Source organism: Halorubellus litoreus, from assembly GCF_055378595.1.
The window spans coordinates 2,706,024-2,731,978 of the sequence record NZ_AP043836.1 but is presented as its reverse complement, the minus strand read 5'-3'; the positions used below and the strand labels follow the sequence as shown (position 1 = coordinate 2,731,978).

General features: G+C 66.7%; 23 protein-coding genes, 1 tRNA gene and 1 pseudogene. 12 read left to right on the top strand and 13 right to left on the bottom strand.

What is annotated here, in order from left to right; translation table 11 throughout:
- Positions 1 to 78: 78 nt before the first annotated feature.
- Positions 79 to 576, top strand: a complete 498-nt coding sequence (locus tag ACZ48X_RS17840) for a hypothetical protein (protein WP_336348412.1) — start codon at positions 79 to 81, stop codon at positions 574 to 576.
- A 93-nt stretch (positions 577 to 669) separates the two neighbouring features.
- Here ACZ48X_RS17840 and ACZ48X_RS17835 read toward each other — a convergent pair whose 3' ends face one another.
- From ACZ48X_RS17835 to ACZ48X_RS17815, 5 genes and pseudogenes are all read right to left on the bottom strand, one after another.
- Positions 670 to 942, bottom strand: a complete 273-nt coding sequence (locus tag ACZ48X_RS17835) for a DUF7571 family protein (RefSeq protein ID WP_336348413.1) — start codon at positions 940 to 942, stop codon at positions 670 to 672.
- A 180-nt stretch (positions 943 to 1,122) separates the two neighbouring features.
- Positions 1,123 to 1,521 (bottom strand): annotated as a pseudogene (locus ACZ48X_RS17830) (IS6 family transposase); the annotation flags it as partial.
- A gap of 297 nt (positions 1,522 to 1,818) precedes the next feature.
- Positions 1,819 to 2,661 carry a hypothetical protein gene (locus ACZ48X_RS17825; RefSeq protein ID WP_336348414.1) on the bottom strand — a complete coding sequence of 281 codons (843 nt, stop codon included), beginning with the start codon at positions 2,659 to 2,661 and terminating at the stop codon, positions 1,819 to 1,821.
- A 395-nt stretch (positions 2,662 to 3,056) separates the two neighbouring features.
- Positions 3,057 to 3,129: transfer RNA gene (locus tag ACZ48X_RS17820), tRNA-Gln, on the bottom strand.
- A 47-nt stretch (positions 3,130 to 3,176) separates the two neighbouring features.
- Positions 3,177 to 4,319, bottom strand: coding sequence for an acyl-CoA dehydrogenase (locus tag ACZ48X_RS17815; protein ID WP_336348415.1), 1,143 nt, complete (start codon positions 4,317 to 4,319; stop codon positions 3,177 to 3,179).
- Between the two features lie 176 nt (positions 4,320 to 4,495).
- Between ACZ48X_RS17815 and ACZ48X_RS17810 the strand changes: the two genes are divergently transcribed.
- Positions 4,496 to 5,116: a GNAT family N-acetyltransferase gene (locus tag ACZ48X_RS17810; protein WP_336348416.1), complete on the top strand. Its 621-nt coding sequence runs from the start codon at positions 4,496 to 4,498 to the stop codon at positions 5,114 to 5,116.
- A gap of 27 nt (positions 5,117 to 5,143) precedes the next feature.
- Here the strand turns inward: ACZ48X_RS17810 and ACZ48X_RS17805 are convergent, their stop codons facing one another.
- On the bottom strand, positions 5,144 to 5,416 hold the full coding sequence (locus tag ACZ48X_RS17805) for a hypothetical protein (protein ID WP_336348417.1): 273 nt from the start codon (positions 5,414 to 5,416) through the stop codon (positions 5,144 to 5,146).
- A 170-nt stretch (positions 5,417 to 5,586) separates the two neighbouring features.
- On the opposite strand from ACZ48X_RS17805, the gene ACZ48X_RS17800 reads away from it, so the two are divergent.
- On the top strand, positions 5,587 to 7,269 hold the full coding sequence (locus ACZ48X_RS17800; RefSeq protein WP_336348418.1) for an acyl-CoA mutase large subunit family protein: 1,683 nt from the start codon (positions 5,587 to 5,589) through the stop codon (positions 7,267 to 7,269).
- A gap of 292 nt (positions 7,270 to 7,561) precedes the next feature.
- On the opposite strand, the gene ACZ48X_RS17795 is transcribed toward ACZ48X_RS17800, so the two are convergent.
- The 3 genes from ACZ48X_RS17795 to ACZ48X_RS17785 all read right to left on the bottom strand — a co-directional run bounded on the left by ACZ48X_RS17795 (position 7,562) and on the right by ACZ48X_RS17785 (position 10,719).
- Positions 7,562 to 8,542, bottom strand: a complete 981-nt coding sequence (locus ACZ48X_RS17795; RefSeq protein WP_336348419.1) for a hypothetical protein — start codon at positions 8,540 to 8,542, stop codon at positions 7,562 to 7,564.
- A gap of 2 nt (positions 8,543 to 8,544) precedes the next feature.
- Entirely contained in the window at positions 8,545 to 9,522 is a 978-nt protein-coding gene (locus ACZ48X_RS17790; protein WP_336348420.1) for a hypothetical protein, read from the bottom strand.
- Positions 9,523 to 9,612: 90 nt separating this feature from the next.
- On the bottom strand, positions 9,613 to 10,719 hold the full coding sequence (locus tag ACZ48X_RS17785; protein ID WP_336348421.1) for an aminotransferase class V-fold PLP-dependent enzyme: 1,107 nt from the start codon (positions 10,717 to 10,719) through the stop codon (positions 9,613 to 9,615).
- A gap of 131 nt (positions 10,720 to 10,850) precedes the next feature.
- On the opposite strand from ACZ48X_RS17785, the gene mce reads away from it, so the two are divergent.
- Positions 10,851 to 11,237, top strand: a complete 387-nt coding sequence (gene mce, locus ACZ48X_RS17780; RefSeq protein ID WP_336348422.1) for a methylmalonyl-CoA epimerase — start codon at positions 10,851 to 10,853, stop codon at positions 11,235 to 11,237.
- Between the two features lie 57 nt (positions 11,238 to 11,294).
- Here the strand turns inward: mce and ACZ48X_RS17775 are convergent, their stop codons facing one another.
- The 3 genes from ACZ48X_RS17775 to ACZ48X_RS17765 form a co-directional block, all read right to left on the bottom strand.
- Positions 11,295 to 11,774 (bottom strand): hypothetical protein, encoded by a 480-nt coding sequence (locus ACZ48X_RS17775; protein WP_336348423.1) that lies wholly within the window; start codon positions 11,772 to 11,774, stop codon positions 11,295 to 11,297.
- Positions 11,775 to 11,867: 93 nt separating this feature from the next.
- Positions 11,868 to 12,416, bottom strand: a complete 549-nt coding sequence (locus ACZ48X_RS17770; protein WP_336348424.1) for an NUDIX hydrolase — start codon at positions 12,414 to 12,416, stop codon at positions 11,868 to 11,870.
- Positions 12,409 to 13,092, bottom strand: coding sequence for an NUDIX hydrolase (locus tag ACZ48X_RS17765; protein WP_336348425.1), 684 nt, complete (start codon positions 13,090 to 13,092; stop codon positions 12,409 to 12,411). Before ACZ48X_RS17765 ends, ACZ48X_RS17770 begins: the two co-directional genes overlap by 8 nt.
- 177 nt (positions 13,093 to 13,269) lie before the next feature.
- Between ACZ48X_RS17765 and ACZ48X_RS17760 the strand changes: the two genes are divergently transcribed.
- Positions 13,270 to 13,722, top strand: coding sequence for a VOC family protein (locus ACZ48X_RS17760; RefSeq protein ID WP_336348426.1), 453 nt, complete (start codon positions 13,270 to 13,272; stop codon positions 13,720 to 13,722).
- Positions 13,723 to 13,747: 25 nt separating this feature from the next.
- Here ACZ48X_RS17760 and ACZ48X_RS17755 read toward each other — a convergent pair whose 3' ends face one another.
- Positions 13,748 to 14,395 (bottom strand): FAD-dependent oxidoreductase, encoded by a 648-nt coding sequence (locus ACZ48X_RS17755; protein ID WP_336348427.1) that lies wholly within the window; start codon positions 14,393 to 14,395, stop codon positions 13,748 to 13,750.
- Positions 14,396 to 14,575: 180 nt separating this feature from the next.
- Between ACZ48X_RS17755 and ACZ48X_RS17750 the strand changes: the two genes are divergently transcribed.
- From ACZ48X_RS17750 to ACZ48X_RS17720, 7 genes are all read left to right on the top strand, one after another.
- Positions 14,576 to 16,330, top strand: coding sequence for a 2-oxoacid:acceptor oxidoreductase subunit alpha (locus ACZ48X_RS17750; protein WP_336348428.1), 1,755 nt, complete (start codon positions 14,576 to 14,578; stop codon positions 16,328 to 16,330).
- A complete protein-coding gene (locus ACZ48X_RS17745; RefSeq protein ID WP_336348429.1) occupies positions 16,327 to 17,190 on the top strand; it encodes a 2-oxoacid:ferredoxin oxidoreductase subunit beta in 864 nt (287 codons plus the stop codon). The genes ACZ48X_RS17750 and ACZ48X_RS17745 overlap by 4 nt, the downstream gene beginning before the upstream one ends.
- A 438-nt stretch (positions 17,191 to 17,628) precedes the next feature.
- Positions 17,629 to 19,113, top strand: coding sequence for an Asp-tRNA(Asn)/Glu-tRNA(Gln) amidotransferase subunit GatB (gene gatB, locus ACZ48X_RS17740; RefSeq protein ID WP_336348430.1), 1,485 nt, complete (start codon positions 17,629 to 17,631; stop codon positions 19,111 to 19,113).
- Positions 19,114 to 19,209: 96 nt separating this feature from the next.
- The gene (locus tag ACZ48X_RS17735; protein WP_336348431.1) at positions 19,210 to 20,838 is read left to right on the top strand and encodes a receiver/sensor box histidine kinase; all 1,629 of its coding nucleotides are present in this window, start codon (positions 19,210 to 19,212) and stop codon (positions 20,836 to 20,838) included.
- Between the two features lie 256 nt (positions 20,839 to 21,094).
- A complete protein-coding gene (locus tag ACZ48X_RS17730; protein WP_336348432.1) occupies positions 21,095 to 23,587 on the top strand; it encodes a DNA topoisomerase I in 2,493 nt (830 codons plus the stop codon).
- 66 nt (positions 23,588 to 23,653) lie between these two features.
- Positions 23,654 to 24,355: a phosphoglycerol geranylgeranyltransferase gene (locus tag ACZ48X_RS17725; protein WP_336348433.1), complete on the top strand. Its 702-nt coding sequence runs from the start codon at positions 23,654 to 23,656 to the stop codon at positions 24,353 to 24,355.
- A gap of 164 nt (positions 24,356 to 24,519) precedes the next feature.
- A complete protein-coding gene (locus tag ACZ48X_RS17720; RefSeq protein WP_336348434.1) occupies positions 24,520 to 25,860 on the top strand; it encodes a hemolysin family protein in 1,341 nt (446 codons plus the stop codon).
- The last annotated feature ends 95 nt before the right edge of the window (positions 25,861 to 25,955 follow it).

The following is a 25,955-nucleotide window of genomic DNA, read 5'->3' as shown; positions in this document are numbered from 1 at the left end:
ACCCACCCGCGACGCGCTCGCACCATCACGAACCCCCGGGAACGCAGGACGTATTCGCCACCACCCCCTAGCTGTTGCATGGACGAGTGGGTCTGCCGGACGTGCGGCGCAACCTACCACGAGGAGACGACGCCGTGCCTGCAGTGCGCGAGCGACGACGTCCGCCACGTCGACGACGACGACGTCGAGGACTACAGCATCGACGCGGTCGCCTTCCGCTGTCCGAACTGCGGGAAGACCGTCCCGAAGCACACGCCGCCGTGTGACCGCTGCGGGAACATGCAGTTGGAGACCGTTCGCGGCGACGACGTCGACGACAGCGAGAGCGCGCTCCCCGACAGCTGGTTCGACCCCCAGGGACCGCTCTACGGTACCCGCCAGACGCTCTGGACGCTCGCGACGTACACGCTCGGCGCGAGCGCCATCGCCGCGTTCTTCACGTTCGCCGGCGGCGGGAACGCCGCCACCTTCGGCGGCGGCCTCCTCCGGCTCACGCTCGCGCTCTTCGCGCTCGAGGTTCTCCTCATCGCCGGAAGCGTCGCCTTCGACCACCTCAGCACTCGCGCCGAGAGCTGAACCGAACCCGCCGCGAACACCCACCCAGCGCAACCGCTCGTCGTCGTCGCCACGAACCACAGAAGACCGCTCCCTCCGCCAGTGGAGGGTTCCTCAGTTCGAGATCGTATCGCACTGCCAGCCGGGGTCGCGTCCCGTCTCCTGGAGGAGTTCGGACCGGCACGCCGGACAGATCTCCGGTTCCTCGCTCTCCGTTCGCGGGACGTACACCGCGCCGCCGCATTCGCCGCACGCGTCGGCTACCACTGTCACGCAGTCCGCACAGACGTTGAAGTCGTCTACGGTGAGATCACGCAGCCCTTCGAGTTGTTTGTCCAACAGGTACTCGTCGATGGTCGCCTGACAGTTCTGGCACGATTGGAACACGGTACACCACAACGCATGACACACCCCCGTATAGGCCTTCCGGCCACAGCAAAACACACCACAGCACCAACTCAAACCTCAACTAGTGCCGATCCCCCACAGTAACTGCTAATCGGTCTGGATTTCGAAACACCGAGGTGTAGATCAGCCACAGTCTAGTTAAGCATCTCCGCAACTGGCGTGCGTCCATCGAGCGGCCGGTACGGTCGCTGGTGGCTGTAGTAGTGCATGCACTGTGTATGCGACGTCGAGTACCAGCTTCGTCTCGACGTCGATTGCAGCGTACAGCCAAGACTACTCGCCGTTGTTCTTGACAGCGGTCTCATCGACGGCGATCCGCAACGGCTGCGCCGTCGGCGGGTCGGACCCGCGGTCAGCGATTCGATGCACCCAGTTCCAGACCACCCTATGAGACCGTTCGACGACTAATTCCGCGAGAATCATATCTTTCTCTCTGACCGAACAACCAGTCTGATGGGGCCGGACAGCGAACGCCCTGACGGGCGTCGCTGTCCGCTCGTTCTCCCAAACTTCATCTAAATCGGTGTCGTAGCTCTCCCTGAGCGAGTCTCCGAGCATCTTGGTCGATTAACTCAACGGCCTGCTCGTTCCTCAAACTCCCTCAACTAGACAGCGCCTTTAAGTATATATGCGTATAATATGTCATTTTTTTATTTTTAAATAGTATAATAAAGAAATTGCGAATGTAAGGTTTGTGGCAGTCAGCACGTGCCTCATATATGACCAAGGATTATTAAGTATATACATCTGATATCCGTATATCAGGAACGCTGTAACATTCGCTGCAATAAACGCATTTCGGGCGCTAAAAAGCACATATTCCCTGTCCATGATTCCAATAGGAACTACAGCTATTTAATCGTGACAGCTAGGTTCTACATAGATGAGTGGCGTTGAGAATATCGTAGGCTGATAAATACAAACATCAAACATAACGTTATCACAATCTTTCCCCCTTGATTCGAATTCTCTTTTAGCGGTGTCATAGAGGAAACACCCACTTTGTTGAGTAACTTCTGCCAGAGTAGCGTATGCCATTACTTCATCACCGGGGAGAGGACTTGCTAATGTGATAGCAGTGCCGCCTGCAAGCGCCAGTCCATCGAGGACATAACAAACGTCATTTCCAGAGATTGTTGCCACATGTGATCCCTTATGACAGGATCCATTACCTAACGTAGTGATGGGGTCCTCTGCGCTAGAGATGAGTGAGTGAGATTCAGGAGCGCTAAGTTCATTTTGCTCGACAAGGAAATAGTTATATTCGGAGTTTGTATCATTTGAACCTTGTATAGATACACCCGAAGAGTCAGCAAAACGGATTCCAACAACAGGTTCGTCGTACGCGTTGAAGCTCACAGAGATCTCGGCTTCCTGTCCGCTTTCCCTCGACTCGAAATTATAACTAATAATAACAATTTCGTCTTCAAGCATCTGTCCAGAGCGTTTTAATCCTGACCTTCCTCCAAAGACTGTATACCCTCTTTCAGATACTTCTGAAACTGCTGTCTTAAAGTCTGACAGGTTCCGTGTTTTATTTGCGTGACGGACTTCCCGATGCCGGCTTAACTCTTCGTCTTGTAATATGGGCTCGTCTTTCTCACTTGCTGTTGAGAGACCAGATATGGCAGACAGAGCACTGACTCCACCAATACCTTTCACAATATTTCGACGACTGAATCCATGGCGTTTTGCCATAGTAAATTACCAGTGGTCGCTAAATAAAAACCTGTTGTATTGTAAGTTTTTACTATTTCCCATACATACTTAAAACATTTAATGCTGTATTCTGATTCGGAGGGGTCCGAAAGCTAGAAACTGTGATTCCTATCCATTGATGACATTGTAGGCTCTTGGGGTGTCATCACAGCTGTACAAGAAAAAACATCAAAATGCGAGTAGTCCCGAGCGGATACCGAACCACGGTCGCAGCAAGCTGCTCCCTGCTTCGAATCCGCCTGTGGACTATCCGCTGCTCACGTTCGCTCCAGGTGGCAACCTCCCGAGCGGATCCGAACCACGGTCGCAGCAAGCTGCTCCCTGCTTCGAATCACGCGATGGGCGACTCGCTCGTCACCTACGTTCCTCGCGAGTAGTCCCGGGCGGATTCGAACCGCCGTCAATGGCTCCAAAGGCCATTATGATTGGCCACTACACCACGGGACTGCAGTCGGACGTTCCGCGTGGAGTGTAAAGAGGGTTACCTTCCGTCGCTACTGCTGGAGGTGGTCGCCGATGGTGTTCCGGAGGATCTCGCTCGTCCCCTCGTAGATCTCGTTGAGCTTCGCGTCCCGGTAGAAGCGCTCCGCGGGGAAGTCCTTCGTGTACCCGTAGCCGCCGTGAATCTGGATGCCTTCGTTCGCGACCTCGCGGCTGATCTCGCTCCCGTAGAGCTTCGCTTGCGCGGCGTCCTTGATGTAGTCCTCGCCGCGGATCTTCTTGTCCGCGGCCTTGTGCATGAGCATCTTCGCGGCCTGGACCTTCGTGTCCATGTCCGCGAGCTTGTGCTTGATGCTCTGGAACTCGCCGATGGGCTGCTCGAACTGCTCGCGTTCCTGCGCGTAGTCGAGCGCCTCGTCGAGCGCTGCGCGAGCGATACCGACCGAGCGCGCAGCGATCGTGATGCGGCCACCGTTCAGCGTCTTCAGCGCCTGCACGAACCCGCGACCTTCCTCGCCGAGCATGCGGTCCTCGGGCACGTAGCAGTCGTCGAAGCGGAGTTCCGCGGTCGGACAGCCCTTGTCGCCGAGCTTGTCCTCCGTGCCCTCGACGATGAACCCGTCGTCCTCCTCGGGGCGCACGACGAAACTCGAGATGCCCTTGTTCCCCGCGTCGGGGTCGGTCTTCGCGAACACCGTGATGGTGTCCGCGACCGAACCGTTCGAGATCCAGAGTTTCCCGCCGTCGATGACGTACCCGTCACCGTCCTTCTCCGCGGTAGTGTCCATCGCGGGGACGTCACTCCCGGCCTGCGGTTCGCTGAGCGCGAACGCGCCGATGTCGTCGCCTTCCGCGAGCGGCGTCAGGTACTCCTCCTTCTGGGCTTCGTCGCCGAACTCGTAGAGCATGTTCCCGGCGAGACTGATGTGCGCGGCGACGACCGTCCCGAGTCCGCCGCTCCCTCGCGAGATCTCCTCGATACCGATCGCGTAACTGTGGTAGTCGAGGCCGGCCCCGCCGTACTCCTCGGGGAACGGCATCCCCATCAGGCCGAGGTCGCCCATCTCGTCGACGAGGTCGCGCGGGAACTCGTCGCGCTCGTCGATCTCGGCGGCCTGGGGCACGACCTCCTCGTCGACGAACTCCGAGACCATGTCCCGGATCTGTTTCTGTTCCGCGGAGAGACTGAAGTCCATACGCGAACGGTAGGAGGGGCGTTCCTTTACTTTTCCCTTCGCGGACCGCGGAACGCGCGGTCGCCGGAATCGCGCACCAGGATAGGCCTCGCGGCGGACGCGGCGGCGCGTGGGTCGTCGGGGGACGTGCCACGCGTGGGACAACTTCTATTGTCGCCGACAGCGTAGGGACGGGCATGTACGTCCGGGACGCGAAGAACAGGGACGAGGTCTGGTTGCTCGACCGCATCGAGGAGATGGGGCTCGACGACACGGCGTTCCGGTCGCGGGATTACGTCATCGCGGTCGACGAGGGGTCGAACGCGAAGGCGGGGTTCGGTCGCATCCGCGTGCACAAGGCCGCGGAGCGCGAGCGCACGCAGAGCGGGCGGACCGACCGGGCGCCCGAGGACGTCTGCGAGATGACGAGCATCGGCGTGCTCGATGGCTGGCGCGAACAGGGCGTCGGCGCGCACGTCGTGGAGCGTCTCGTGGAGTACGCGAGCGACGAGGGGTTCGAGGTCGTGTACGCGTTGACGGACGAGGCGAGCTACCTCGCGCAGTTCGGGTTCGAGACGATGGCCGCCGAGGAGTTACCGGAGGCGCTCGCGGAGCGTCTCGAGGAGAAGCGCGAGGCGGTGGCGCCGGGCGCGACGCCGATGCGGCTCGCGGTCGAGTCGTTCTCGGTGCCGCCGCGGTTCCGCGAGCGGTTCAAGACCGCGAACGAGGACGAGGAACCACCGGACGCGGAGGATTCCGCGGAGGACTTCGGTATCGACGAGGAGACGGCGACGTACAAGTACGACACGGGCCGGTAGCGGTCGTGGACGGCCGTCGGCATGCGTTCAGAATTGGGTGTCTCTCCGCGGGTCGTCGTCCTCGTCGTCGTAGCGGTCCTCGCCGATGTCGCGGATGAACCCGTGCTTGAAGCCGATGTACCCGAGGAGCGAGATGGCGAGGATCGGGGGCAGGATCAGGAAGCCCCAGAGCGGGTCGAGCCCCCAGAAGAGGAGGAGAACGACGTCGGCGACGCCGATCGCGATGAACGGCGAGATGTAGAGCGCGGCTCGCGCGCGACTGGTGCCGGCGTGGTTCTCGCTCGTCGGGAGCGCGTCCATACTCGACCCTCGGGGGTGGAGTTCCAAAAGTACGCTGGTCGACGCGTCGAACCGCGACGCGGCCGCCGTCGCGGCGACGCGACTGCGCTGCCGTGGGCGTGAACGGTCGGGAACTCGTCGACGTTGCGTTATCGCGGTGATTTATGGCGTGGGTGACCGACGGTTCTGGTATGTTCGACCAGGACGACCTCGAAGCGATACGGGAGGGACGCGAGGACTGGGAAGAGTCCGAAGTTGACCCCGTCCTGGACCGCTTCGGTGAACGAGAGGACGAGTTCACGACGGACACGGGCGGCCACGAGGTGAAACGGCTGTACACGCCGAACGACGTCGCGGACCTCGACTACGACGACGACCTCGGGTTCCCGGGCGAGGAGCCGTACACGCGCGGCGTGTACTCGACGGGGTACCGCGGGCGCCTGTGGACGATGCGCCAGTACGCGGGGATGGGGACCCCGGAGGAGACGAACGAGCGCTTCAACTACCTGATGGACGAGGGCCAGACGGGGCTGTCGATGGCGTTCGACCTGCCGACGCAGATGGGTCGGGACAGCGACCACGCGATGTCCGCGGGCGAGGTCGGGAAGTCCGGGGTCGCTATCGACACGCTCGCGGACATGGAGACGGTGTTCGAGGGCATCCCGCTCGACGAGGTGTCGACGTCGATGACGATCAACGCTCCCGCGAGCGTGCTGCTGGCGATGTACATCGCGGTCGGCGACCAGCAGGGCGTGGATCGCGAGGAGTTGCGGGGCACCATCCAGAACGACGTGCTGAAGGAGTACATCGCGCGCAACACGTACATCTATCCGCCTGAGCCGTCGATGCGCATCATCACGGACATCTTCGAGTTCTGCGCGGAGGAGACGCCGAAGTTCAACACGATATCCATCTCGGGGTACCACATCCGCGAGGCCGGGTCGACGGCGGCCCAGGAGCTCGCGTTCACGCTCGGTGACGGCATCGAGTACGTGAAGGCGGCGCTCGACGCTGGCCTGGACGTCGACGAGTTCGCGCCCCAGCTCTCGTTCTTCTTCAACGGGCACAACAACATCTTCGAGGAGGTCGCGAAGTTCCGCGCCGCGCGTCGGATGTGGGCGACGATCATGGAGGAGCGCTTCGACGCAGAGAGCGAGAAGTCGAAGCAACTGAAGTTCCACACGCAGACGGCGGGGTCGATGCTGACCGCGCAGCAGGTGGAGAACAACGTCGTCCGCGTCGCCTACCAGGCGCTCGCGGCGGTGCTGGGTGGCACGCAGAGCCTGCACACGAACGGGAAGGACGAGGCGCTGTCGCTCCCGACGGAGAAGTCGGTGCGAACCGCCTTGCGGACCCAGCAGATTCTCGCGCACGAGTCGGGTGCGGCGGACACCATCGACCCGCTCGCGGGCAGTTACTACGTCGAGAGCCTGACGGACGAGGTCGAGGCGGACGCGTTCGAGATACTCGACGAGGTCGACGAGCGCGGCGGGATGCGGGAGGCCATCGAGTCCCAGTGGGTGCAGCGCCAGATCCAGGACGTCGCGTTCGACCGCCAGGAGGAGATCGAGGAGAAGGAACGCATCATCGTCGGCGTGAACGAGTTCCAGGTGGACGAGGAGCCCGAGATGGACATCGAGGAGGTCGCGCCCGAGGAGGAGGAGAAGCAGGTCCGGAACCTCGAAGCCGTGAAGGAAGAGCGCGACGACGAGGCCGTCGACGCGGCGCTCGCCGCGCTCGAGGACGCGGCGGCGGGCGACGAGAACGTGATGCCGTACATCGTCGACGCCGTGAAAGCGTACGCGACCGTCGGCGAGATCTGCGACGTCATGCGCGACGTCTTCGGCGAATACCAGCCCGGGAGTGCGCTGTGAACTGACTCCACGAGCATACGGCGACCGCCAGGTCGCCGTTTCCATCACTGACTCCACGAGCATACGGCGACCGCCAGGTCGCCGTTTCCATCACTGACTCCACGAGCATACGGCGACCGCCAGGTCGCCGTTTCCATCACTGACTCCACGAGCATACGGCGACCGCCAGGTCGCCGTTTCCATCACTGACTCCACGAGCATACGGCGACCGCCAGGTCGCCGTTTCCATCACTGACTCCACGAGCATACGGCGACCGCCAGGTCGCCGTTTCTGTGTTCGGGTCTCTGCTTCTCAGCGGCGGTCGTTCCGTGTGGCGGATGCGACGTGTTCGGCGTTGCCGTCGGCGTCGCGGTGGTGGATGGTGACGTGGTCGGGGAGGTCGCGTTCGAAGTCGACGGTTGCGCGGTAGTAGATTGCGCCGACGCAGTCTTGGCACGCTTCCTCGGGGTGGGTGGCGTCTAGGACGACGTGTGTCGTGTTCGTCTCGTCGACGTACGACGCCTCTGCTATCGAGAGTTCGTGGCAGGGGTTGGATGCGACGAACGTGCCGTGCACGCGGACGCGCTCGCCGTCGTACTCGATGGTCGCGTCGCCCCCGGCGTCGTTCGCGCACTCGCGGTCGTCGACGTCGACGCTGGTGCTCGCTATCTTGGGGTCGGTGCACGCGACGAGCGTGCTCGCGGTCCCGTAGTCGACGATATCGGTCTCGCCGAGTGCGTAACTCGTCCCGGAGTGGTTGCAGTCGAACCACTCGCGGCCGACCGCGACGGTGCCGAACGAGTCGCCGTCGACGAACGCGGTGAGCGCGTACCGCGTCGGCACCTGCAGTTCGATCTGGATGGTGTGGTCGGCGGGGACCGTGACGGGCCCGACGAACTCCGCCTCCTCGGTCGCGCCGTCGACGTGCGTGAATCTGACCTCGCGGTCGCGGTCGACGCGATTCCAGAACGTCAGCGAATGCGGCCGGTTCGCGTTCGGGAACGCGACGGATTCGCGGTCGCCGACACGGAACGTCTCGACTGGGTCGCCAGACGGGTCCCACTTCGGGTCCGTCGCGCGCTTGTCGCGTGCGTCGTCGTCGTGCGTCGTCTCCGTGATGGTCGTTCCCGGGGGGTCGTCGGGTTCGTGCGTGGTCAGTCCCGTTTCCGACCCGGTTCCCCGACCGGTCTCGAGGCCCTGGAGACAGCCAGCGGCGGCCGCTGCACCACCGGACGCGGCGAGTGCGGCGAGGAGCGTGCGGCGTTTCGTGCGTTTCTCGGTCATGCGGCTCATTGTTAGATGTCGTCGTTCCAGGCGGCGGCCGCGACGCGGCGGTCCTCGTCCCAGCTGCGGTGGTACACTTCGACGTGGTCGGGGAAGTCGTGCTCGTACCTGATGGTGGCCTCGTAGTCGATGGCGCCGACGCACTGCACGCAGCCGTCGTCGCTCGGGGTCGCCGCGACGACGACGCGCGCGGTCCGGGTCTTCTCGTCGTAGCTGAGGCTGGCGATGGCGAGGTCGTGACAGGGGTCGGGGGCCGGGACGGTGCCTTCGACGCTGACGACCTCTTCGCCGTAGCCTGCGACCGCTTGTTCGTCGTCGCGGTTCCCGCACGCGCCGTCGCCGGCGGTCAGCGACGCCTCGACGACGCTGGGTGCGGGACAGCCGGCGGCCGTGCTGACGACGCCGTAGTCCTCGATGGCGGACTCCCGGAGCGCGTATCGGCCCGCGGACTCGTTGCAGTCGAACGCGTCGCGACCGACGCGTATCTCGCCGAGCCGGCCGTCGTCGACGCTGACGAACACGTCGTACCGCGTCGGCACCTGGAGGTCGACCTGGAGCAGGCCGTCTTCGGGCACGCTCACGGGATGGATGCCTTGGAGCTCTTCGGTGCGGCCGTCCCCCCACTCGATGCGAACGCTGCGCTCGCGGTCGACCGCGTTCCAGAAGACGAGCGAGTGCGGCCGGTTGTTGTCGGGGAACGACAGGCCCTCGCGGTCGTTGATCGCGAGCGTCTCGACGGGCTCGCGCGCCGACGGCCAGTCCTCGCGGTCGTCGGTCGACCCCTGTTCGGTGGTCCGCTCGTCGTCGGTGGTCGCATCCGTGGTGGTGTCGCGGGTGGTCGTGGCGTCGTCGCGGGTCGTCGCAGCGGTCGTCGTCGCGCGAGTGGTCGTCCTCTCGTCGCCGGGCGTCCCGGTGCCCTGGAGGCAGCCGGCGGTGCCGACCGCGCCACCGGCCGCGCCGAGCGAGGCGAGGAGCGTGCGTCGCTTCATGCACGGAACGTCGACGGCCACGGGTGACTTTCTTCGGGTAGCTGAAACCCGCGTTTCACCGGAATCAGGGCGAGAGGCGTCGACGTGCGGCTACAGGACGGCGAGGAGTTCGTCGACGTCCTCGCGGGTGTTGTAGACGTGGAGGCTGGCGCGGACGACGCCGGCGGTCGGGATCGAGCGAATCTGGACGTTCGCGTCGGCGGCGCGTTCGACGGTCGCCTCCGGGTCGGGGTCGCTGAAGGAGACGAGCCCGGAGTGGTACTCGCGGGGCGAGACGAGCCGGTCGTCGCCGAGGTGCTCCTTGAGGTAGTCGGTGAGGTCGGCGTTGTGGGATTCGACGGTGTCCAGGCCGACGGATTCCATCATCTCGATGGCTTCTCGGAGGCCCGCGTAGGGCGCCGGGGCGACGGTCCCGAACTCGAAGCGCTTCGCGCCGCGCTCGTACTCGTAGGGGTCGGCGTAGGGGTCGACGAGGTTCCGGTACCCGAGCTGAGCGGGTTCGAGCGTCTCCGCGAACGCTTCGTCGACGTACATGTAGCCGGCGCCCCACGGGCCGAGGAGCCACTTGTGCGCGCTCCCGGCGACGACGTCCGCGCCCCAGTCGTGGACGGAGAACGCGTGCTGGCCCGTCGATTGAACGGCGTCGACGAGTACCCGTGCGCCGGCGTCCTGTGCGATCTCGGTGAGTTCGCGGACTGGGGCGAGCGCGCCGGTCGTCCAGCAGATGGAGGAGAACGTCGCGAGCGTCGCACCCTGGACGGCGTCGGCCCACTCGTCGGGGTCGATGCGGCCGCGGTCGGTCTCGACGACCCTGACTTCGACGCCGTACTCGTCGCGGAGTCGCCGCCACGGGAGGATGCCGGCGGCGTGCTCGGCGTCGGTGCGGACGACGACGTCGTCGCTATCCCAGTCCATCGCGAGCGGGAGGCGACTGATGCCGTCGGTCGTGCTCCCGGTGAGTGCGACCTCGACGGGGGCCGCGTCGACGTGCCCGGCGACGGTCTCGCGGACGTCCTCGAACAGGCCGAACGCGGGCTCGTACATCCCGGTGGTCGCGGGCGTCTCGTACTCGTGGTGCTCGTACCAGCCCTCGACGGCGTCGACGACGCGTCGCGGGCTGGGGCCGCTCGCGCCCGTGTTGAGGTACGTCGTCTCCCGGAGCACTGGCGTGTCCGCGCGGATGTCGGCGGGGTCCATGCCCGCAGTGTTGCACGCTTCGTACAAATCCCTGTGGGTCGGTTCCCGGGCGCAGGGATTCGGTCTGGACCAGACCCACCCCCGCTCGCGGACCACCCGGACTTAATTCGTCGCCGACCGCACGCTCTCGCATGCACTTCGACCACGCCGGCATCGCCACGACCGACGCGAACGACCTCGCGAGCCTCTACGTCGACCTCCTCGACGCCGAACGCGTCCACCGCGAGGAGTTCGACGGGATGCTCGTCGTCTTCCTCGAAACGGGCGACGGCTACCTCGAACTCCTCGAACCGCTCGACGAGGAGGGCGCCATCGCGCGCTACCTCCAGGACAGAGAGGGCGGCATCCACCACGTCGCGTACGCCACCGACGACGTCGAGGGCGCGCTCGCGAACGCCCGCGACCTCGGCGTCGACCTCATCGACGAGGACCCACGCCCCGGCGCGTGGGGCCACGACGTCGCGTTCTGCCACCCGAAGTCCACTGGCGGTATCCTCGTCGAGTTCGTCGAGCACTGACCGCGAACGAGAACCAGACCGCCGGCCGTCGCTCGACCGGTGACGACCGCGACCCGCTCAGCGCTTGCCGTTGCGCTTCGGGTTCGCCGGGCGCGTATCGAGCGCGTAGTCGTCGGGGTCGACGGGAACGAGACCCGTGTCGCGGTGGAAGTCGGCGTCCTCGGGGTCGACGAGCACGAAATCGGTGGTCTCCGCGTCGTCGGATTCGACGAGCACGAAGTCCGTCTCGACGTCCTCGATGACGGCCGGATAGTTCCGCGTCGGATCACCCGCCGGGACGAGGTCGGTGTCGCGGACGATGACGAACCCCGTCTCCTCGGTCTCGGGGTCCCGGACCACGAACCCCGTCTCGTCGCCGTTGACGACCGCGGGCCGGTCCGCATCGGACTCATCGACCGGCACGAGGTCGGTGTCGCGAACGATGACGAACCCCGTCTCCGCGCTCTCGTCCTCGTCCTCGTCGTCGCCCTCCCGCGTTTCGTCCGGTTCGACGAGCACGAAGTCCACGTCCCGCTCGTCGTCTGCTGCGTCAGGCATACGATAGATTACACCGGGACGGAACTTGAATCGTTCCCCGCTGGTGTTCGACCGCGACCCGCGGGTTCAGTGGTCGGCGACCGACGGCGTCGGTCAGTGCTCGTCGAGTTCGTCGAGCGCGAGCGCGAGCAGGTCGTCGACGTCCGCGGGGCGCTCGGTCCGCCACGCGGTCCGCGCGAGCTCCTCGTGCTGGACGTCGAGGGCGCCGGGGTCGGCGACCGTCGCGAGGAACCTGACCCAGACGCCGGTCGGCGCGCGCTCGCCGTCGTCGAACGTCAGCCGGTAGGCCGCGAGCGCGTCCACGGGGTCGACGGCGAGTCCGACCTCCTCGTGGACCTCGCGGACAGCGGTTGCCTCCGGCGTCTCACCGGGTTCGCGCCCGCCGCCGGGAACGTCCCACTCGGCGACGTCGTGGTCGGCGTCGTCCTCGCGGACGTCCGCGTACAGGACCGCGCCGTCGCGCTCGCGGCGGACGACCACGGCCGCACCGCCGAGCGCGTCCCGCTGCTTCGCCTCGACGAACGCGTTCGCGTCCGCCTGCTCGTACGTCCGGTCGTACACCGACAGTGGGCCGTACGCCGCCCGGAGTGCGTCGAGGTCGTACGCCGACTCCCGCGACGGCGACGGCGAGCCCTCAGGCATCGTCGTGCGTCGGTTCCTCGCGGCTGACGCTCGAATCGTCGCCGAGCGCGTCGGGTGTTCGTCCCTCGGCCGCGCCCTCTTCGGTCACGTCCGCACCGTCGAGCGTCTCCCGGACCCAGTCGCGGCAGTGGTCGTGGAGGTCGTCGGGGTCGGGCGGGGTCTCGAACCAGCGCGCTTCGAGTATCTCGTCGTCGCCGACGTCGAGCGCGGGTTCGGCCGCGTCGATGACGCCCTCGAAGTGGACGGTGAGCATCGTGAACGTCCGCTCGCGGTCGCCCTCGCGGTGGACCTCCGTCCGAACCGCCTCGTGGACGCCCGTCAGTGCGGGGTCGACGCCGGTCTCCTCGCGGACCTCGCGGCGCGCCGTCTCCGCGAAGTCCTCTCCGGCCTCGTGGCCGCCGCCGGGCGTCCCCCAGCGGTCGGGAGCGTCCGCGTGCCGGATGAGGAGCACGCGGTCGTCGACGTCCGTGACGAGCGCGCCCGCGTCGCCGCGCCACCCCGAGAGCGCGCGGTCGACACCCTCCGTGAAGTAGTCGGGCGCGTTCTCGCGGCTCGCCTCCCGGACCGGGAACTCGCCGAAGCGCTCGTGGAGCGCGGCGAGGCGCGTCGCCACGTCCGCCGCAGACACGACGCCGCCGAGGAGTTCGTCGCCACCGACGCCCGTCAACCCGACCACCTCCGCCTCACGCGCTCGCGGACTGCCTCGCGGTTCACGTACTCGGGCGGCATGGGCTTCGAACGGACACGAGGACGGGCCTAAGCCGCTTCGATTTCCGCCGGACGAGCCACGGAACGTCCCGCTCGGAGCGAGCCGACCGGCATCGAGAAGCCACCCGGACGCGTTCCGAGCGGCATGACCGAACCAGCAAGCGGTGGCGTGCGCGGACTCGGCGAGCTCGCGCTCCGCGTCGACGACCTCGACGCGATGACAGCGTTCTACCGCGACGTCGTCGGCCTGTCGGTCCTCCGCGAGTTCGACCACGCGACGTTCTTCGACGTCAGCGAGGGCTACGGCGGGCACACGACCATCGTCGCGCTCTTCGACCGCGCAGGCGAGGAGAGCGCGCTCGACGACCCCGACACCTCGTACACGCCGCCGGACGCCGCGGCGACGACCGTCGACCACTTCGCGTTCACCGTCGCGCGCGAGGACTTCGACGCCGAACGCGAGCGCCTCGAATCTCTCGGCGTCGCCCTCGAGTTCGCCACCCACGAGTGGGTGTCCTGGCGGTCCCTGTACTTCTCGGACCCCGAAGGAAACAGCGTCGAGTTCGTCTGCTACGACCCCGCGGTCGCGGACGACTGAAGCGGGCCGTCCGCTCGCGGCGTCGCTACCCGAAGCTCTCGACGTGGATGCCGTCGTCGTCGAGGCCCGCGTCGCGGAGCGCGTCCCGGACCGTCCCGCAGAAGTCGTTGAACCCGAAGACGAACGCGTCCCCGAGGTCGACGTGTTCGGCGGCCGCGTCCGCGAGCGCGCTCTCGCGGTCCTCGGCCGTCTCGTCGAGAAGTTCGACCGTCGCGCCCGCGTCGGCGAGCGCGTCGAGGCGGTCCTCGTGCGCGAACCCGTCGTCCTCGTAGACGAGCGCGACCTCGTGGCCGTGCTCGACCGCGCGCTCCGCGATGGCGACCGCCGGCCCGATACCCGGGCCGCCCGCGACCGCGAGCACGTCGCCGTCGTCGTCGTAGCACGTCTCCCCGAGCGGCCCCTTCATCGAGAGCTCGTCACCAGCCGCCAGGTCAGCGAGCCACGGCGACACGTCACCGTCCGGGTCGATCTCGACCGTCATCTCGAACGAGCCGTCAGTATTCGGCGACGAGATCGTGTAGTAGCGGTCCACCAGCTCGCCGTCGACCGGCGCCTGCACGACCACGAACTGCCCCGGGAGCGCCGAGAATCCCGCCGGTGTCTCCACGTCTATCGCGATCGTATCCTGCCCGACGTCGCGGACGCCCGCGACGACGACCTCGTACTCGTCCATACCCGAACGTTCCATGGTCGGACCAAAGGCCTTCTCACTCGCGCCCGAACGCCCCCGCTGGCCGCCGTCCCGACGACCTCCCGAGACCACCGACCATCACCGCCAGGCACCGGATTATCCAGCGGGTTGCCGGGTGTTTCAGAAGCCTTTTGCCAACTCCCACGGTAGCCCCACCACAACATGGCTGAGGACTTCAACTGGGCTATCGGAGGCGAGGCCGGCGACGGCATCAACTCCACAGGCAAAATCTTCGCCCAGGCGCTCTCCCGAGCAGGGCGCCACGTATTCACCTCGAAGGACTTCGCGTCGCGCATCCGCGGCGGGTACACCGCGTACAAGGTACGGACGAGCGTCGACGACGTGCAGAGCGTCGTCGACCGACTCGACCTGCTCGTGGCGCTCACGCAGCGGACCATCGACGAGAACCTCGACGAACTGCACGACAGCTCCGCGATCATCTACGACGGCGAACGCTCCTGGGAGGCCGACATCCCCGAGGAGATGTTCGCCATCGACGTTCCCCTGAAGAGCCTCGCCGAAGAGGCCGGCGGCGCCATCATGCGGAACATCGTCGCGCTCGGCGCGGCGTGCGAGCTCGCGGACTTCCCGATCGAGAACCTCGACGAAGCGCTCGAGAAGCGCTTCGGGGGGAAAGGCGAGAAGATCGTCGAGAACAACAAGCAGGCGGCTCGACTCGGCCAGGAGTACGTCCAGGAGGAGTACGGGAACGTCTCCACGGACGACTTCGACTTCTCGCTCGAGACGACGGACGCGGACTACGTCCTCCTGAACGGCGACGAGGCCATCGGGATGGGCGCCATCGCCGCCGGCTGCCGGTTCTACGCCGGGTACCCGATCACGCCCGCGACGGACGTGATGGAGTACCTGAAGGGCCGCATCGAGCACTTCGGCGGGCAGGTCGTGCAGGCCGAGGACGAACTCTCCGCGATCAACATGGCGCTCGGTGCCGCACGCGCCGGTGCGCGGTCGATGACCGCGACGTCCGGTCCCGGTATCGACCTGATGACGGAGACGTTCGGACTGGTCGCGACGAGCGAGACGCCGCTGGTCATCGCGGACGTGATGCGCTCCGGTCCCTCGACGGGGATGCCGACGAAGCAGGAACAGGGCGACCTCAACATGGCGCTGTACGGCGGGCACGGCGAGATCCCGCGGTTCGTCGTCGCGCCGACGACGATCGACGAGTGCTTCTGGAAGACCGTCGAGGCGTTCAACCTCGCGGAGAAGTACCAGGTTCCCGTCTACCTGCTCGCGGACCTCGCGCTCGCGGTCACCGAGCAGACGTTCTCCCCGGAGGCGTTCGACATGGACGCGGTCGAGGTCGACCGCGGTCGGGTCGTCGACGAGGACGACATCGACGAGTGGCTCGACGAGGAAGGCCGCTTCCAGCCCCACGCCGCCACCGAGGACGGCATCAGTCCGCGCGCGTTCCCCGGCACCGAGAAGGGCGCGCACATGAGCACGGGCCTCGAGCACAACGCGCTCGGTCGACGCACCGAGGAGAAGAGCGTCCGCCTGGAGCAGGTCGAGAAACGCCAGCGGAAGGTCGAGACCGCCCAGGAGCGCGAAGACTGGGACGTCCGCGAGTACGGCGACGCGGACGCGGACAACCTCGTCATCTCGTGGGGGTCGAACGAGGGCGCGCTCGTCGAAGCGCTCGACCTCATGGACGACGACCTGGACGTGCGCGTCCTCTCGGTCCCGTACATCTTCCCGCGCCCGGACCTCACCGAGGACGTGCAGGCCGCCGACGAGACGATCGTCGTGGAGTGTAACGCGACCGGGCAGTTCGCGGACCTCATCGAGCACGACGTCCTCGAGCGCGTCAAGCGCGTGAACAAGTACGACGGCGTTCGGTACAAAGCCGACGAGCTGGCTGCGGATATCACGGAGCGACTGGAGGGTCAAGCATGAGTAGCGACGTCAGATTCACTGATTTCAAGTCCGACAAGCAACCGACGTGGTGTCCCGGCTGCGGTGACTTCGGGACGATGAACGGCATGATGAAAGCGCTCGCGGAGACCGGGAACTCGCCCGACGACACGTTCGTCGTCGCCGGCATCGGGTGCTCGGGGAAGATCGGGACGTACATGCACGCGTACGCGCTCCACGGCGTCCACGGTCGCGCACTCCCCGTCGGCACCGGCGTGAAGCTCGCGAACCCCGACCTGGAAGTGATGGTCGCCGGCGGCGACGGCGACGGCTACTCCATCGGCGCCGGGCACTTCGTGCACGCCGTCCGCCGGAACGTCGACATGACGTACGTCGTCATGGACAACCGCATCTACGGCCTCACGAAGGGCCAAGCGTCACCCACGAGCCGCGAGGACTTCGAGACGAGCACCACGCCGGACGGCCCCCAGCAGCCGCCCGTCAACCCGCTCGCGCTCGCGTTCGCATCCGGCGCGTCCTTCATCGCACAGTCCTTCTCCAGCGACGCCCTCCGCCACCAGGAGATCGTCCAGAAAGCCATCGAACACGACGGCTTCGGGTTCGTGAACGTCTTCAGCCCGTGCGTCACGTTCAACGACGTCGACACGTACGACTACTTCCGCGACTCCCTCGTCGACCTCCAAGACGAAGGTCACGACCCCACCGACCGCGACGCCGCGAAACAGAAGATCCTCGAAGCCGACAAAGAATACATGGGCGTCCTCTGGCAGGACGAAACCGCATCCTCCTACGAAGACACCCACGACGTCGACACCAACATGAGCGAAATCCCCGACGGCGCCCCCGAAGACGGCATGGACCTCGTCCGCGAGTTCTACTAACCACCTTTTTCCTGCGGAGGGTGCGCCTGCGGCGCACCCCCGCTTGGAAAAACGTGGGCGAAAAACTCCCGAGCGCTCACTTCGTTCGCGCTCGGTGGGTGCGCTTGACGAAACCGCCCAGCGACCGCACCCGCAACCGCGACCGCACAGCGACCGCGCCCGCAACCGCGACCGCACAGCGACCGCGCCCGCAACCGCGACCGCACAGCGACCGCGACCGCGACCGCGCCGCCGCTACCGCGACCGTGTCGCTGCTGCGACTGAGGGACGGCGAGTTCGTCGGCGGAGGTTTACGTCTGCTGTAAACCTCTGGGTTGTGTGGTGGTCGGCCGCTTGCGTGCGGGGTCGTCGCTTGCCGAGGGGGTCGTGGTTGCGACGCCTGCCGACCATCGGGGGTGTTCGTTAGTCTTTAACCACCGCGAGCCGAATCAGCGCGCAATGAGTGCCCAGAGTGCGGAGAACGCGGACCTGACGACGGTCATCGGGCTGGAGGTCCACGTCCAGCTGGAGACGGACACGAAGATCTTCTGCGGGTGTCCGACGGAGCCGACCGACGACCCGAACACGCAGACGTGCCCGGTGTGTCTCGGACTCCCGGGCGCGCTCCCGGTGCTGAACGAGGCGGCGGTGGAGGCCGCGGTGAAGGTCGGGAAGGCGATCGACGCGGACATCCCGGAGGAGACGCGGTTCCACCGGAAGAACTACTTCTACCCCGACCTCCCGAAGAACTTCCAGATCACGCAGTACGACGAACCCGTGTGCGCTGACGGTGAACTCGAGATCAGCGTCGGCGGGGAGCGCCGCACCGTCGGCATCCGGCGCGCGCACCTCGAGGAGGACCCGGGGAGTCTCCAGCACGTCGGCGGGAACATCGACAACGCCGACTACACGCTCGTGAACTACAACCGCGCCGGCACGCCCCTGATGGAGATCGTGACGAAACCGGACTTCCGCGAGCCCGAGGAGACGCGCGCGTTCCTCGAGAAACTCGAGGAGGTCCTCGAGTACCTCGGCGTGTTCGACGCGAGCCGCGACGGCAGCCTGCGTATCGACGCGAACCTCTCGCTCGTCCCGAGCGACGAGGTCGACGACGACGGCACCATCAGCGAGGACGTGCTGGGCGCGGCGAACCGCACCGAAGTGAAGAACATCTCGAGTCACAAGGGCGCCGAGACCGCGCTCCAGTACGAGGAAGGCCGCCAGAAGGACCTGATGCGGCGCGGGCGCGCCGTCGAGCAGGAGACCCGGCACTTCAACGAGACGCACGGGTCGACGGTGTCGATGCGGTCGAAGGAGGAGGAGAAGGACTACCGGTACTTCGAGGAGGCGGACCTGCCGCCGCTCCAGGTGAGCCACTGGAAGGACGAGATCTCGATCCCGGAGCTCCCGGACGCGCGACGCGAGCGCTTCCAGGACGAGTACGGGTTGAGCGACGAAGCGGCGTCGAAGCTGACGTCGACGAAGCAGGTCGCGGACTTCTACGAGGACGTCGCCGCGGAGTACGACGCGGACCTGGCGGCGACGTGGGTCGCCGACGAACTCCTCGGCGAACTCAACTACCGCGACATGGCGGTGACGGACGTCGACGACCGCCTCGACGAGGTCAAGCGCCTCGTCGAACTGGTTGCCGCGGACGACATCACCGCGAAGAACGCGAAGGAGGTCGTGCTCCGCGGGATGCTCGACGACGGCGACGCACCCGACGACATCGTCGAGCGCGAGGACCTCGGGAAGACCGACGACGACGCGGTCGCGGCGGCAGTTACGGAAGCGATCGAGGAGAACCCCGACGCGGTCGCGGACTACGAGGACGGCGACGACGGCGCGATCAACTTCCTCGTCGGGCAAGTGATGGGGAAGACCGGCGGGAGCGCGGACCCGGGGACGGTGAACCAGAAGCTCCGCGCGGCGCTCGACGAGTAACGACCCGACGCGGTGCGGCAATCGGCTTGCTAGTCCAGGTCGGCGCCGGGGCGGTTGCCAACAACGCTTTCTCATTCGCTCTCGTCGTAGGTACTGATGAACGGGGGGTCCGGGGTCGAGTCTGACGCGGGCGTGGTGGGCGAACCCGTCGCGATACTCGTCGTCGGTGGGGACGACGAGCTCGCGAGGCGTCTCGAGTCACGGCTCGGTTCGGCGACGGAGGCGTCGGTCGAGGTGGCGAGCGACCGGACGGCAGCGCTCGCCGCGCTCGACGACGTCGATTGCGTGGTTCGAACCGGGCCCGTGAACGACGCGGACGCCGGCGAGTTCCTGGCGGCGGTTCGCGTCCGCGACGAGTTACTGCCGTGTCTCGCGTACGGGCCCGTCGAGGAGACGTGCTCGCTCCTGGAAGCGCTCGCGACCGGGTACACGGACGTCGTTCCGGCGACCGACAGCGGCTCGGTCGACGTGCTCTGCGACCGCATCGTGCGTGCGGTGACGGCGGCGCGGACGCGGTCGCGAGCGAACGAGCAGGCGGCGGCGTTGCGCGCGGAACGCGACCGGTTCGCGGCGCTGTTCGAGAACATCCCCGAACCGACCGTATTCTACGAGCTCGACGGCGACGACCCGGTCGCGTTGGACGTGAACCCGGCGTTCGAGGACGTGTTCGGGTACGACGCGCGGACGGTCCGCGGGGACGTCGTCGACGAGTACATCGTCCCCGACGACCTGCGCGACGAGGCCGCGGAGTTGAACGACCGCATCGCGGACGGCGAGCACCTCGACACGGAGGTTCGTCGGTCGACGACCGAAGGCGACCGCGAGTTCCTGCTGCGGGACGTCCCGCTCGTCGAGGGCGACCTGATGCGGGGGTACGCGATATACACCGACATCACGCTTCAGCGCGAGCGCGAAGCGCGACTCCGAGAGGCGACCGACCGCCTGGAAGCGCAGAACGAGCGCCTGGAAGCGTTCACGGGCGTCGTCAGTCACGACCTCCGACATCCGCTCTCGGTCGCGATGACGTACACGGAGCTCCTGGCGGAGCGATACGACGACGAGGACCTGAACGCCGTCGAGAACGCACTGGAGCGGATGGACGACCTCATCCAAGACCTGCTCGCGCTCGCCCAGCAAGGTGCGGCCGCACAGGACCGGGAACTCCTCGACCTGGAGACGGTCGCACGCGAAGCCTGGGCGGGCGTCGACACCGGCAACGCCACGCTCTCGGTCACGACCGGTGGCGCAGCGATCCGCGCAGACGAGAGCCGACTCCGGCAACTGTTCGAGAACCTGTTCGCGAACAGCGTCGAACACGGTTCGACTGGCTCCCGGACGTCGTCCGGGAACAGCGTGGAGCATGGCTCCACGAGCAGTCGGACGCAGTCCGACGACAGCGTCGAACACGGCGACGTCGCGGCTGCCGACGGCGCCGAACCCCTGGAGAGCGCTGACGGGGGCGCTGACGACGGCGAGCTACACGTGCGCGTCGGTACGCTCACCGACGACGACAGGGGGTTCTTCATCGCGGACGACGGCACCGGTATCCCCGCGAGCGAGCGAGGATCGGTGTTCGAGCAGGGATACTCGGGCGACGACGGCACCGGGTTCGGGCTCGCCATCGTGAAGGCGGTCGCGGACGCCCACGACTGGACGGTCACCGTCGAGGAGAGCGACGGCGGCGGCGCGCGGTTCGCGTTCACCGACGTCGACCTCGTCGCGTAAGCCGAGAACCCACCTCGGACACGCCGTGGGAGTCCCCCTCTCAGGCACACACACGCCGTGGGACTTCCCCTCTCACACACGTTGGTGTGCGCGTCCGCTCGCGTGAGCACGCGTCGGCGCGGGCGCAGTCGAGCACGCTCGCACGCCCCCGCCTTGGGTCGTCGCAGTCTGGCGATTTCGTCGCCCCGAAACGTTGAAACGGGCCTCCGCCGTATCCACGCTCAATGACAGCGACCCGGACCTCTGGGGGTGAGGCATGGAGTTAATCGTCACCGAGAAGGACAACGCCGCGAGACGCATCGCGGACATCCTCAGTGGCGAGAGCGCGACCGCCACGCGAGAGAACGACGTGAACGTCTACGAGTGGGGCGGCAAGCGCTGCGTCGGCCTGAGCGGGCACGTCGTCGGCGTGGACTTCCCGCCCGAGTACAGCGACTGGCGGGACGTCGAACCGCACGAGCTCATCGACGCGTCAGTCGAGAAGACGCCGACGAAGCAGAACATCGTCGCGACGCTCCGACTGCTCGCCCGGCGCGCGGACGTCGTCACCATCGCGACCGACTACGACCGCGAGGGCGAGCTCATCGGGAAGGAAGCGTACGAGATCGTGCGGGACGTCAACGACGACGTCCCCATCAAGCGCGTGCGGTTCTCCTCCATCACGGACCGCGAGGTCACCGAGGCGTTCGCCGAACCGGACGACATCGACTTCGACCTCGCCGCCGCGGGCGAAGCCCGCCAGATAATCGACCTCGTCTGGGGGGCGGCGCTCACGCGATTCCTCTCCCTGTCGGCGCGCCAGCTCGGTGACGACTTCATCAGCGTCGGACGCGTGCAGTCGCCGACGCTCCGACTCATCGTCGACCGGGAACGCGAGATCGAGGCGTTCGACCCCGAGGACTACTGGGAGCTGTTCGCGGAGCTCGCGACCGACGACGAGTCCTTCGAAGCGCAGTACTACTACCTGGACGAGGACGGGAACGAGGCCGAGCGCGTCCTCGACGAGGACGAAGCGGACGCGGTCCTGGAGGCGCTCCAGTCGGCGGCGTCGGCGACGGTCACGGACGTCGACCGGCGGACGCGCATCGACGACCCGCCCGCGCCGTTCAACACCACGCAGTTCATCCGTGCCGCCAGCAGCCTCGGGTACGCCGCCAAGCGCGCGATGAGCATCGCCGAGGACCTCTACACCGCGGGGTTCATCACGTATCCCCGCACCGACAACACCGTCTACCCGGAGGACCTCGACCCCGAAGAACTCCTCGACGAGTTCGTCGGGCACAGCGAACTCGGTGAGAGCGCCGAGAACCTGCTCGAAGCCGAGGAGCTCGCGCCGACGGAGGGCGACGAGGAGACGACCGACCACCCGCCCATCCATCCGACCGGCGAGATTCCGGTTCGGGGGAGCGACGTGGACGACGACGAGTGGGAGGTGTACGAGCTCGTCGTCCGCCGGTTCTACGCGACGGTCGCCGAGCCCGCGGAGTGGGAGCACCTCAAGGTCGTCGCGGACGCCGCCGACCACAACCTGAAGGCGAACGGGAAGCGCCTCGTCGAGGCCGGCTACCACGACGTCTATCCGTACTACTCGACGAGCGAGAACTACGTGCCGGACGTGAGCGTCGACGACGAACTCGCGCTCACCGACCCGCGGCTGGAAGCGAAGCAGACCCAGCCGCCGCGGCGCTACGGCCAGTCCCGCCTCATCGAGACGATGGAGGACATGGGTATCGGGACGAAGGCGACGCGCCACGAGACCATCGAGAAGCTCTACGACCGCGGGTACGTCGAGAACGACCCGCCGGTGCCGACCGCGCTCGCGAAGGCCGTGGTGGAGGCCGCGGAGGAGTACGCGGACCGCGTCGTCAGCGAGGAGATGACCGCACAACTCGAGCAGGACATGGACGCCATCGCCGCGGGCGAAGCGACGCTCGAGGACGTCACCGACGAGTCACGCGAGATGCTCGAATCCGTGTTCGAGAACCTCCGCGCGAAACAGGAGGAGATCGGGACGCACCTCCAGGAGTCCCTGAAGGCGGACAAGACCCTCGGCGAGTGCCCGGAGAGCGGGCACGCGCTCCTCCTCCGGCGGTCGCGTCGCGGCAGTTACTTCGTCGGCTGCGACGGCTATCCGGACTGCGAGTACACGCTCCCGCTCCCGAGCCAGGGGAAACCGCTCCTGCTGGACCGCGAGTGCGACGAGCACGGGCTCCGCGAGGTGAAGATGCTCGCGGGCCGCCAGACGTTCGTCCACGGCTGCCCGCTCTGCGCGAGCGAAGCCGCGGGCGAAGGCCCCGTCATCGGCGACTGTCCGGACTGCGGCGACGAACACGGCGGCGAGCTCGCGGTGAAGACGCTCGAAGCGGGCTCGCGGCTCGTCGGCTGCACGCGCTATCCCGAGTGCGAGTACTCGCTCCCGCTGCCGCGCCGCGGCGACGTCGAGATCACCGACGAGCGCTGCGAGGAACACGACCTCCCGCACATCGAGATCCGCGACGGCGAGGACGACGACGACCCCTGGGAGCTCGGGTGCCCGATCTGTAACTACCGCGAGTACCAGGAGCGCGAGTCCGAGTCCGGGACCGGTCTCGAAGCCGTCGACGGTATCGGCGCGAAGACCGCCGAGAAGCTCGCTGCCGCCGGCATCGAGAGCCTGGACGCGCTCGCGGACGCCGACCCCGACCAGGTCGCGGGCAGCGTCGACGGCGTCAGCCCCGACCAGGTCCGGACCTGGCAAGCGAAGGCCTGATTCGCCGGGCAGCCAGTCGTTCGTCGTTCCGAAGGTGCTTTACGCTCGCGCGGGACTTCTGGGGGTATGAGCGAGCCGTGGGCGGACTGGGAGCACGTCCTGAAACTGGACCCGGACAAGGAGTTGTACGAGGACGACACGTTCGCCGACGTGGCGGCGTGTGGGACCGACGCGCTCGAGATCGGTGGGACGCTCGGGATGACCGAGGAGAAGATGGTGTCGTACATCGAGGCGGCCGCGGAGTACGATATCCCGATCTATCAGGAGCCGTCGAATCCGAGCGTCGTGGTGGATACGCCGGCGCTCGACGGCTACCTCGTGCCCGTGGTGTTCAACGCGGGGGACGTGTTCTGGGTGACGGGCGCGCACAAGGAGTGGGTGCGTATCGAGAACGGGATGAACTGGGAGAAGACGACGACGGAGGCGTACATCGTGATGAACCCCGAAGCGAGCGTGGCCGAGTACACGGACGCGGACTGTGACCTCGCCGCGGACGACGTCGCCGCGTACGCGGAGGTCGCCGAGCAGATGTTCGGCCAGGACGTCGTGTACGTCGAGTACTCGGGGACGCTCGGTGATCCCGAGAAGGTTCGGGCGGCCCAGGACGCGCTCGAGGAGTCCACGCTCTTCTACGGCGGCGGTATCCACGACTACGAGTCCGCGAAGACAATGGGCGAACACGCGGACGTCGTCGTCGTCGGCGACCTCGTCCACGACCACGGCGTCGACGCGGTCACGGAGACCGTCAACGGCGCGAAAGACGCCTAAGACGGTCGACGGCACCGAAGACGCCTGGCCGGCAGATAGTCGCCGCGAACTGACAGCACCATCCCTTAATAGGGTGGTATCGTATCGCGGCGCATGATGCGCTCTCCGGTGGAAGCAGTGCAGGTACTGCATCGAACTGCTGCGACGCGGTGTCGGGTGAGTCGATGGTAGAGCTCCTGTTCTCGCTCGGGCGGCTCGCGGCGGCGTTGTTCCTCGTGGTCCTCAACGGGTTCTTCGTGGCGTCGGAGTTCGCGTTCGTCCGCGTGCGGTCGACGTCCGTCGACCAGATGGTCGAGGAGGGACGCGCGGGGGCGGGTGTCCTCCAGGACGCTCTCGAGCACCTCGACGACTACCTCGCGGCGACCCAGCTCGGTATCACGGTCGCGTCCCTGAGCCTCGGGTGGATCGGGGAGCCCGCGGTCGCCGCGCTCCTGGAGCCACTGTTCGGGTCGGTGCTTCCGGCGGAGACGACGCACCTCATCGCGGTCGTCATCGGGTTCAGCGTCGTGACGTTCCTCCACGTCGTCTTCGGCGAGCTCGCACCGAAGACGCTCGCCATCGCGGACGCCGAACGGATCGCGATCCTCTGCGCGCCGCCGATGAAGCTCTTCTACTACGTGTTCCTCCCGGGGCTGTACGTGTTCAACGGGACGGCGAACTGGTTCACGAGCCTCATCGGGGTGCCGCCGGCGTCGGAGACCGAGGAGACGCTCTCCGAAGAGGAGATCCGGATGGTGCTCGCGCGGTCGGGCGACAAGGGCCACGTGGACGCCGGCGAGGTCGAGATGATCGAGCGCGTGTTCGACCTCGACGACGTCACCGCGCGGTCGGTGATGGTGCCGCGCCCGGACGTGGTCTCCGTGCCGGCCGACGCGCCGCTGTCGGCGGTGCGGTCGCTCGTCGTCGAACACGGCCACACGCGGTACCCGGTCGTGGACGCCGAGACGGGCGACGAGACCGTCGGGTACGTCGACGTGAAGGACGTCCTGCGTGCCGGTGACGCCGACGCGAGCGGGTCGGTGACGGTGGGCGAGGTCGCTCGCGAGATGCCCGTGGTCCCGGAGACGATGGGCGTCGACGACCTCCTCGGCGAGTTCCAGTCCCAGCAGCGACAGATGGCCGCGGTCGTCGACGAGTACGGGTCGCTCGCCGGTATCGCGACCGTCGAGGACGCCGTCGAGGTGGTCGTCGGCGAGATACGGGACGACTTCGACGACGAAACCGCCGAGCGGGAGATCCGTCGTCGCGACGACGGCGCGTACGTCGCGGGCGGGTCGGCGCCGATTCCCGAGGTCAACGACGCCCTCGATTCGGAGTTCGAGGTGGGCGCGTACGGAACCATCGGCGGCCTGGTCTTCGACCGGCTCGGTCACCCGCCGGCGGTCGGCGACACCGTCCGGACTGGCGGGTTCGACATCGAGGTGACGGCGGTCGACGGGGCGCGCATCGAGTCGGTCGTCGTCACGGCCGCCCCCGACGACGAGGACGCGGCGAGCGAGGAGTGACCGTCGGACGCTCCCCCGAACGCCCCGGTCGTCGCGTGTGAGCACGGCGCGTACCGACGAAAGACTGTCTTTATTTGCCACCCTCGGGAACGAGT

Bases quoted from the DNA above. Each gene is read 5' to 3' on its own strand.
- ACZ48X_RS17840 (WP_336348412.1), top strand. From the start codon at position 79: ATGGACGAGTGGGTCTGCCGGACGTGCGGCGCAACCTACCACGAGGAG.
- ACZ48X_RS17825 (WP_336348414.1), bottom strand. From the start codon at position 2,661: ATGGCAAAACGCCATGGATTCAGTCGTCGAAATATTGTGAAAGGTATT.
- ACZ48X_RS17815 (WP_336348415.1), bottom strand. From the start codon at position 4,319: ATGGACTTCAGTCTCTCCGCGGAACAGAAACAGATCCGGGACATGGTC.
- ACZ48X_RS17810 (WP_336348416.1), top strand. From the start codon at position 4,496: ATGTACGTCCGGGACGCGAAGAACAGGGACGAGGTCTGGTTGCTCGAC.
- ACZ48X_RS17805 (WP_336348417.1), bottom strand. From the start codon at position 5,416: ATGGACGCGCTCCCGACGAGCGAGAACCACGCCGGCACCAGTCGCGCG.
- ACZ48X_RS17800 (WP_336348418.1), top strand. From the start codon at position 5,587: ATGTTCGACCAGGACGACCTCGAAGCGATACGGGAGGGACGCGAGGAC.
- ACZ48X_RS17795 (WP_336348419.1), bottom strand. From the start codon at position 8,542: ATGAGCCGCATGACCGAGAAACGCACGAAACGCCGCACGCTCCTCGCC.
- ACZ48X_RS17790 (WP_336348420.1), bottom strand. From the start codon at position 9,522: ATGAAGCGACGCACGCTCCTCGCCTCGCTCGGCGCGGCCGGTGGCGCG.
- ACZ48X_RS17785 (WP_336348421.1), bottom strand. From the start codon at position 10,719: ATGGACCCCGCCGACATCCGCGCGGACACGCCAGTGCTCCGGGAGACG.
- mce (WP_336348422.1), top strand. From the start codon at position 10,851: ATGCACTTCGACCACGCCGGCATCGCCACGACCGACGCGAACGACCTC.
- ACZ48X_RS17775 (WP_336348423.1), bottom strand. From the start codon at position 11,774: ATGCCTGACGCAGCAGACGACGAGCGGGACGTGGACTTCGTGCTCGTC.
- ACZ48X_RS17770 (WP_336348424.1), bottom strand. From the start codon at position 12,416: ATGCCTGAGGGCTCGCCGTCGCCGTCGCGGGAGTCGGCGTACGACCTC.
- ACZ48X_RS17760 (WP_336348426.1), top strand. From the start codon at position 13,270: ATGACCGAACCAGCAAGCGGTGGCGTGCGCGGACTCGGCGAGCTCGCG.
- ACZ48X_RS17755 (WP_336348427.1), bottom strand. From the start codon at position 14,395: ATGGACGAGTACGAGGTCGTCGTCGCGGGCGTCCGCGACGTCGGGCAG.
- ACZ48X_RS17750 (WP_336348428.1), top strand. From the start codon at position 14,576: ATGGCTGAGGACTTCAACTGGGCTATCGGAGGCGAGGCCGGCGACGGC.
- ACZ48X_RS17745 (WP_336348429.1), top strand. From the start codon at position 16,327: ATGAGTAGCGACGTCAGATTCACTGATTTCAAGTCCGACAAGCAACCG.
- gatB (WP_336348430.1), top strand. From the start codon at position 17,629: ATGAGTGCCCAGAGTGCGGAGAACGCGGACCTGACGACGGTCATCGGG.
- ACZ48X_RS17735 (WP_336348431.1), top strand. From the start codon at position 19,210: ATGAACGGGGGGTCCGGGGTCGAGTCTGACGCGGGCGTGGTGGGCGAA.
- ACZ48X_RS17730 (WP_336348432.1), top strand. From the start codon at position 21,095: ATGGAGTTAATCGTCACCGAGAAGGACAACGCCGCGAGACGCATCGCG.
- ACZ48X_RS17725 (WP_336348433.1), top strand. From the start codon at position 23,654: ATGAGCGAGCCGTGGGCGGACTGGGAGCACGTCCTGAAACTGGACCCG.
- ACZ48X_RS17720 (WP_336348434.1), top strand. From the start codon at position 24,520: ATGGTAGAGCTCCTGTTCTCGCTCGGGCGGCTCGCGGCGGCGTTGTTC.